Origin of the sequence: Streptomyces sp. XM83C (assembly GCF_023072675.1) — a bacterium.
Lineage (GTDB): Bacteria > Actinomycetota > Actinomycetes > Streptomycetales > Streptomycetaceae > Streptomyces > Streptomyces thermocoprophilus.
The window spans coordinates 1-6279 of sequence record NZ_JALLGL010000340.1 but is presented as its reverse complement, the minus strand read 5'-3'; the positions used below and the strand labels follow the sequence as shown (position 1 = coordinate 6279).

Below are 6279 nucleotides of genomic sequence, written 5' to 3'. Positions count from 1 at the left end.
GCGACGTATCCGACGGTGGTGCAGTCCCCGTACGGGCCGGTGTGGACGGCGGCACTGCCGGGCTTGCTGACCCTGCCCGACCCGGGGTCCTGCGTCGAAGGGAAGGGGCGTGTCCTTGCTGGTCAGAGGGGTGGGCGTTGTCCGGGACTGTCCGGGACAGACAGAAAGCGTTGTCCCTGCCGGCGGGGTGCTGGCAGCGTCGGTCGGGCCCGGCGTCGGAGGCCGGGGTTTCCTCCATCCAGCGACCTCAGGAGAACGCATGCGTGTACGCCATGCCCTGACGGGCACCCTCGCCGGCGCGGCCCTCGTCGTGGCCGGTCTCGCCGCCCCCGCCGCGCAGGCGGCGGCCCCCGCGGCGCCCGCTGCGGTGACCTGCGGCAACGCCTACTGGCCGCACAGGGACAAGGACCCCGGGTCGGGCAGGGTCAGCAAGCCCGGCAGTGCCGCCGTCCACACCGGCCCGTACGGGGACTGCACCACCGTCGGATACGTCGCCAAGGACACGCGCGTGTACTACGACTGCTACGTCGTCAACGACTACGGCAACACCTGGACGTGGATCCGCGACGCCAACGGCAGCAGCCTGGGCTGGATCTACGACGCATACCTGGACAACGGCGGCTCCTCCTACCGCTGCTGAGCCGCGCCCAGCAGATACCGCTGCGCCCGCGACCCGTCGCACGCGGCGAGTTTCGCCTCCGTCCCCGCACGCACCGTCGTCTCGGCGGCGCCCACGCACCGGTCGCTGTCGGCGCTGACCAGGTACACGGGCGTCGTCCCGGAACGGCCGGAGCCGGGCGGGGCCGGCAGGACCCGGAAGCGGGTCCCGACGGAGCAGTCGTCCCGCGGTTCGAGCAGGCCGTCGAGGCGGTCGCCGGTCAGTGCCGTCAGGCAGCCCACGCCGTGCTCGGGGTGCCGCCAGCTCACCCGGTACGTGTCGTCGCCGGCGGGCACCAGCTCGGTCACCGGCGGCACGGCCTGCGTGCAGGGCCGGTGCACGGCGACCTGGGAGTCGTAGCGGCCGTCCCGGGTGAATCCGTCGGTCAGGCACAGCTCGGGGGACAGGGCCGGCCGTAACTCCACGGGTCCGGTCGGCAGCCCGGTGAGTCCGGGGCCGGCCGGGTCGCGGGCCTCGCTGGTCAGGACGTGCACGCCGAGGCCGGCGAGGAGCAGCACGGCAAGTCCGGCGGCGGCGCCGAGCGGCAGTCTCCAGGGCCGGGGGAGACGCCGCCACAGCGCCGTGAGCCGGCGGAGACGCCGCAACCGGCGCTGGGGGGCGCCGGACGCGTCGGGGGGTGCGCCGGTCGCGCGGGGGGCGACCGGGGCGCCGTCTCCGGCCGGGCGGCCGTTCCCGGCCGCGGCGTCCTGTCCCGTCGGGGCGAGCACGGTGAGCAGGGCGAGGCGGTCCCGGGCGGCGAGCCAGGCCGGCACCCGTTCCTCGCCCTCGCAGGCCCGTACGAACGCGGCGACGAGGTCGGCGCGGGGCAGGGCGTTCCGGGCGAGGGCGTTGGCGAGGGTGCTTCTGGCCAGGACGTCCCCGTGGGCCGCCGCCCGGGCCTCCAGTTCCCGGTAGGTCAGCCCGGACCTTTCCTTCGCGGCCCGCATCAGTTCGACGAAGGCGGCGGCATCGGGGGCGTCCTCGGGGCGGAGACAGGGGTACGGGGTCTGGCGCTCCATGCCGCCAATGTCACGGCCGCCCCGTGCGCGGCACAATGCACCATCACGTCAATCGAGCCTCCCGTTCCGCCATGTTCAAGTCAGGGCCCGGTTCGTCCCGTCGGCCCAGCGACCGCGTCGTTGGCGGGTGGGTGGGGAAGTGGTGGGCGTATGAGATATCTCGTACGGGAACGGCTTCTCGGCTTCGGCGACGACTACTGGATCGAGGACGAGCGCGGCGAGAAGGTGTTCCTCGTCGACGGCAAGGCGATGCGGCTGCGGGACACCTTCGAGCTGAAGGACCGGCAGGGGCGTGTGCTGATCGACGTCCATCAGAAGATGTTCGCGCTGCGCGACACCATGGTCGTCGAGCGGGACGGCGAGGCGTTGGCGCGGATCCGGCGCAAGCGGCTGTCCCTGCTGCGCAATCACTACCGCGTCTCACTGGTCGACGGCACCGAACTCGACGTCAGCGGCAAGATCCTCGACCGGGAGTTCGCCATCGAGTACGACGGTGAGCTGCTGGCCGTGGTGTCGCGGCGGTGGCTGCGTGTCCGTGAGACGTACGGGCTCGATGTGGTGAGGGAGGACGCCGATCCGGCGCTGCTGATCGCCGTGGCGGTGTGTGTCATCCAGCTCGCGGAGAAAGGCGACGAGGACGACGACTGACGGACGGTCAGCGGCGGGGCGGGGTCAGGCCCAGCATCCGGTCCTTCAGCGCCGGGAACTGTTCGCGGGTCGTCGCCGGTTTCGCCGGGTCGAGGGTCACGCGGAGCACCTCCTCGTCGGGGCCCGCCTCGGCGAGGACCTCGCCCCAGGGATCGACCACGATCGAGTGACCCGCCTGGGGAACTCCCGCGTGCGTACCGGCCGTTCCACAGGCGAGGACGTACGCCTGGTTCTCCACCGCCCGGGCCTGGGCCAGGAGCGTCCAGTGGGCGCGGCGGCGTTCCGGCCAGCCCGCCGAGATCAGCAGGGTCTCGGCGCCGGCGTCGACGAGCCCGCGGAACAGTTCGGGGAAGCGGAGGTCGTAGCAGGTCGCGAGGCCGAGGGTGGTCCGCGGGAGGCGGACGGTGACCAGGTCCCGGCCCGCGCTCATCAGCACGGCCTCGCCCTGGTCGAAGCCGAAGCGGTGGATCTTGCGGTAGGCGGCGGCCAGTTCACCTGTGGGGGAGAAGACGAGGGAGGTGTTGTAGAGGGGTCCTTCGGGGTCCCGTTCCGGGACGGACCCGGCGTGCAGCCACACGCCGGCGTCGGCGGCGGCCTTGGCCATCACCTCGTAGGTGGGGCCCTCCAGCGGCTCGGCCTCCGTGCCGAACAGCTCGTACGCGAAGGCGCCGGTGGTCCACAGTTCGGGGAGGACGACGAGGTCGGCGGCTCCGGCCTGCTCCCGCACCAGCGCCGCGGCCCGCTCCCGCCGCGCCTCGACCGATTCGTCCTCGCTTACGGCGATCTGGATGAGGGAAGCGCGCACAGTACCACCGTCCTGGCCTCGAACCGTCCCCGAGGGCGTCCACGCGAATGCCCACACAGGCCTACGATCGTCACACGAAAGCACTGCCGGGGTGCCTCAGAGCAGCGTAACTTAGCGTTTCAAGACACCCGCCGAGTGTGCCGCCTCCCGATGGCAACGCCGCCACAACCTGCCCGTGTACCGACCGCCGAGGGGTCCCGTTCCGTGAGTCTGCATCCCACTCTCCAGCCGTACGCCGATGCCTGGACCCACTCCATCGAAGCGATATCCGAGCTGGTGCAGCCGCTGGTGGAGGCAGACTGGAACCGCCGTACCCCGTGCCCGGGCTGGTCGGTGCGCGACATCGTGTCGCATGTCATCGGCCTGGACTGCGAGATGCTCGGCGATCCGCGTCCCATCCACACGCTGCCGCGCGATCTGTTCCACGTCACCAACGACCACCAGCGGTACATGGAGATGCAGGTCGATGTGCGCCGCCACCACACGGCGCCGGAGATGACCGCCGAGCTGGAGTACACGATCATCCGCCGCAACCGTCAGCTGCGGAACGACTCCCGCGACCCGGGCGCGAAGGTGCGCGGCCCGCTCGGCCGCGAACTGACGCTGGAAGAGTCCATGCGCAACCACGCCTTCGACGTGTGGGTGCACGAGCAGGACCTGCGGACCGCGCTCGGCCGGCCGGGCAACCTCGACTCCCCCGGCGCGCTCGTCGCCCGCGATGTGCTGCTGGACGCCCTGCCGCAGGTCGTCGCCGAGCGGGCACAGGCGCCGCGCAGTTCGGCCGTCGTGTTCGACGTGCAGGGGCCGGTGGAGTTCCTGCGCACCATCCGCATCGACATCCAGGGCCGCGGCACCCTGGAGACAGCACCCGCGCTGGGCCCCGCCGCCGCGCTCACCCTCGACTGGGAGACGTACGTCCGGCTGGCCTGCGGCCGGGTCACGCCGGAGCAGGCCGCGGACCGGCTGAAGGTGGAGGGCGACCAGGAGCTGGCGGCGGCGATCCTGCGGAACTTCACGGTCACGCCCTGACGGGGGCGGGGTCCCGGGAGCCCCTCCGGCGCCCGCGCGGCCGGTGAGCCTGCGGGCCGGTGAGCCTGCGGGCCGGTGAGCCTGCGGGCCGGTGAGCCGGTGGGCCGGCCGGTGAGCCGGTGAATGCCGGACGCGGTGGCCCCTCGGGTCACGCCGGGACGTGCACCGTCTCCACCCGGCTCGCCACCAGGCGTTCCCGTTCCCTGCGGGCCGCGCGGCGGCGCAGGCGGAGGATCTGGCTGACGCCGAGCGCCTGGAGCACGAACACGGCGGAGAACGCCACCGTGTAGTCGTCGCCGGTGGCGTCCAGCAGCACACCCACCGCGAACAGCGTGGTCATCGAGGCGATGAACCCGCCCATGTTGGTGATGCCGGACGCCGTGCCCTGCCGCTGCGGCGGGTTCGCGGGCCGCGCGAAGTCGAAGCCGATCATCGAGGCCGGACCGCACGCCCCGAGCACCACGCACAGCGTGAGCAGCAGCCCCATCGGCGCCCGCCCGGCGGACGACCACTCGGACCAGCCCAGGGTCAGCGCCCACAGCAGCGCCGTCGCGCCGACCGTGCCCAGCGCCAGCGGCAGCCGCGCCTCGTGGTGCCGGGCGACGATCTGGCCGTAGACGAGACCGACGACCATGTTGGACAGCACGACCAGGGTGAGCAGCTCACCGGCCGTCGCCCGGCTGAGGCCCTGCGCCTCCACCAGGAACGGCAGTCCCCACAGCAGCAGGAACACCATCGCCGGGAACTGGGTGGTGAAGTGCACCCACAGTCCGAGCCGGGTGCCGGGCTCCCGCCAGGAGGCGGCGATCTGCTTGCGGACGTAGGCGGCGCCCTGGTGCGGGACGGGCTCCGGCTCGTACCCCTCGGGGTGGTCCTTCAGGAACAGCAGCACCAGTACGAGGACGACGGCCCCGGCCAGCGCGCTGCCGCCGAACGCGGCGGTCCAGCCGATGCCGTGCAGCAGCCGGGCCAGGACCAGGGTGGAGACCAGGTTGCCGGCCATGCCGACGAGCCCCGCGAGCTGCCCGATCAGCGGCCCGCGCCGGGCGGGGAACCAGCGTCCGCCGAGCCGCAGCACGCTGATGAAGGTCAGCGCGTCACCGCAGCCCAGCAGGGCGCGGGAGGCGAGAGCGGTGCCGTACGACGGGGAGAAGGCGAAGCCGAGCTGTCCGGCGGTGAACAGCACGGCGCCCAGCGCCAGGACCTTCTTGGTGCCGAGCCGGTCGACGAGAAGGCCGACGGGTATCTGCATGCCGGCGTAGACCAGCAGTTGCAGGATGGAGAAGGTGGACAGGGCGGACGCGCCGACGTCGAAACGTTCGACGGCGTCGAGTCCGGCGACGCCGAGCGAGGTGCGGAAGATGACGGCGACGAAGTAGACCGAGACGCCGATGCCCCAGACGGCGAGCGCGCGCCGCCCGCCGGGCGGGTCACCGGGCAGGGCGGCGGCCCGTGCGGAGGAGACGCCGCTCATCGCACCTCCCCCCGGGCGAGGTGGGAGAACCAGCCCACGTGCCGGTGCACCACGGCCACCGCCGCGTCGGCGTCGCCGGAGCGCAGCGCGCCGAGGATCTCCTCGTGCTCGGCGAGGGTCTTGGCGATGCGGTCGGGGTGGGACTGCATGACGGCGACGCCCATCCGCAGCTGGCGGTCGCGGAGCTGGTCGTAGAGGCGGGAGAGGATCTCGTTGCCGCCGCTGCGGACGATCTCCGCGTGGAAGCAGCGGTCGGTGACGGCCGCGGCGGCGAAGTCACCGGCGGCGGCCTGCTCCTTCTGCCGGGCCAGCAGCTCCTCCAAACGCTCGATCAGCCCGGCCGGGGCGGGCACGGCCTTGCGGGCGGCGTGCTCCTCGACGAGCAGGCGGGTCTCGACGACGTCGGCGATCTCCTGCGCGGAGACCGGCAGGACCAGGGCGCCCTTCTTCGGGTACAGCTTGAGCAGCCCCTCGACCTCCAGCCGCAGCAGCGCCTCCCGTACGGGTGTGCGGGAGACCCCGACGGCGTCGGCCAGCTCACCCTCGGTGAGCAGGGTGCCGCCCTCATAGCGGCGGTCGAGGACGCGCTGCTTGACGTGGGCGTAGACGCGCTCGGCGGCCGGGGGGCGCTGCTGCGGCTGGAGGT

7 protein-coding genes are annotated in these 6279 nt (G+C 72.9%); 3 read left to right on the top strand and 4 right to left on the bottom strand.

The window, feature by feature from the left end:
• The first annotated feature begins 259 nt into the window (after positions 1-259).
• Complete coding sequence (locus MTQ10_RS26510; protein WP_247472689.1) at positions 260-640, top strand: hypothetical protein; 381 nt, start codon at positions 260-262, stop codon at positions 638-640.
• Here MTQ10_RS26510 and MTQ10_RS26505 read toward each other — a convergent pair.
• On the bottom strand, positions 628-1677 hold the full coding sequence (locus tag MTQ10_RS26505; protein ID WP_247472688.1) for an RICIN domain-containing protein: 1050 nt from the start codon (positions 1675-1677) through the stop codon (positions 628-630). The genes MTQ10_RS26510 and MTQ10_RS26505 overlap by 13 nt on opposite strands.
• A gap of 150 nt (positions 1678-1827) precedes the next feature.
• On the opposite strand from MTQ10_RS26505, the gene MTQ10_RS26500 reads away from it, so the two are divergent.
• Positions 1828-2325 (top strand): LURP-one-related/scramblase family protein, encoded by a 498-nt coding sequence (locus tag MTQ10_RS26500; protein ID WP_247472687.1) that lies wholly within the window; start codon positions 1828-1830, stop codon positions 2323-2325.
• Positions 2326-2332: 7 nt separating this feature from the next.
• Here the strand turns inward: MTQ10_RS26500 and MTQ10_RS26495 are convergent, their stop codons facing one another.
• Positions 2333-3130 (bottom strand): carbon-nitrogen family hydrolase, encoded by a 798-nt coding sequence (locus MTQ10_RS26495; protein ID WP_247472686.1) that lies wholly within the window; start codon positions 3128-3130, stop codon positions 2333-2335.
• A 204-nt stretch (positions 3131-3334) separates the two neighbouring features.
• Here MTQ10_RS26495 and MTQ10_RS26490 point away from each other — a divergent pair, with 204 nt between their 5' ends.
• The gene (locus MTQ10_RS26490) at positions 3335-4159 is read left to right on the top strand and encodes a maleylpyruvate isomerase family mycothiol-dependent enzyme (protein WP_247472685.1); all 825 of its coding nucleotides are present in this window, start codon (positions 3335-3337) and stop codon (positions 4157-4159) included.
• Between the two features lie 148 nt (positions 4160-4307).
• Here MTQ10_RS26490 and MTQ10_RS26485 read toward each other — a convergent pair whose 3' ends face one another.
• Complete coding sequence (locus MTQ10_RS26485; protein WP_247472684.1) at positions 4308-5633, bottom strand: MFS transporter; 1326 nt, start codon at positions 5631-5633, stop codon at positions 4308-4310.
• A partial coding sequence (locus MTQ10_RS26480; RefSeq protein ID WP_247472683.1) for a GntR family transcriptional regulator occupies positions 5630-6279 on the bottom strand: 650 nt, incomplete at its 5' end. The genes MTQ10_RS26485 and MTQ10_RS26480, both read right to left, overlap by 4 nt.